At 47.0% G+C, this 1,010-nt stretch carries 1 protein-coding gene; it reads right to left on the minus strand.

Going from position 1 to position 1,010, the window contains the following annotated elements:
* Nucleotides 1-1,010: VirD4-like conjugal transfer protein, CD1115 family (locus tag G4407_RS16165; protein ID WP_243868873.1), on the minus strand; the 1,010-nt coding region annotated here is incomplete at both ends.

Here is a 1,010-nt window from a genome sequence, read left to right on the forward strand (position 1 = left end):
TGATGATACTGCAGGAAATCCCTCTGGAACGCATGGTTGCCAGAATCTTGTCAAAATCATCCGGCAAGGCTACGTTTGGCCATTCATCCATAATGCAGTGTACCGGAATCGGAAGCCTTCCTCCGTACTTCCGATCTGCCACATAATACAGTGTCTGAAACAGATTACTGTAAATCATGCCGACCAGATAATTCATGCTGGTGTCTGCATCCGGAATACAGCAAAACAGTGCTACTTTTTTCTCCCCAATACTGTATAAGTCCAGTTCGTCCGTACAGGTCAGGTTGGCGATTTGTTTCAGATTGAACGCTGCCAGACGGACACCAACCGATATCAAAATAGACTTTGCGGTCTTTCCGGCCGCCTGCTTATAAATGGCATACTGCTTGACCGCAATACTCTCTGGGTCCCGCATTTCCAGTCTTTCAAACAAAATGTCCAATGGTGACTGGTAATCCTCATCATCTTCTTTGACCTGTGCGCTTCCAAGCATTTCCATAATCATCGGGAAGTTCTGTTCTTCCGGTGGAGCTTCATGCAGTAAATACAGCATAAGTGCCTGTAAAAGTGCAGTCTCTGACTTCTCCCAGAACGGGTCCGAGCTTTGTGCACCTTTCGGTGTCGTGTTGCGGATCAGGTTATTGATCAGCTTCAGTACATCCTTATCATCCCGGACATACGCAAACGGGTTATAACACCAGGAAGTCTCCGGATTGATCAAATCAAAAACCCGGACTTCATATCCATTCCGTTCCAGAACACCTCCTGTTTTGCGCAGAAGTTCCGCTTTCGGATCTGTGATCACCATCGAGCAGTTACACTGCATGATGTTCGGAATCGCATAGGTCCGGCTCTTTCCTGCCCCGGAACCTCCGACTACCAGCACATTTAAATTTCGTTTATGCTTATATCCATCCAGTCCCATGCGGAAATGCTGTGTCAGAAGCAGATTATTCGTGTACTGCTTTTCGCAGTAACGTCTGCAGATTTCGGACACGTTGCCCCATTTT

The organism is Allocoprococcus comes (genome assembly GCF_013300725.1).
Taxonomy (GTDB): Bacteria; Bacillota; Clostridia; order Lachnospirales; family Lachnospiraceae; genus Allocoprococcus; species Allocoprococcus comes_A.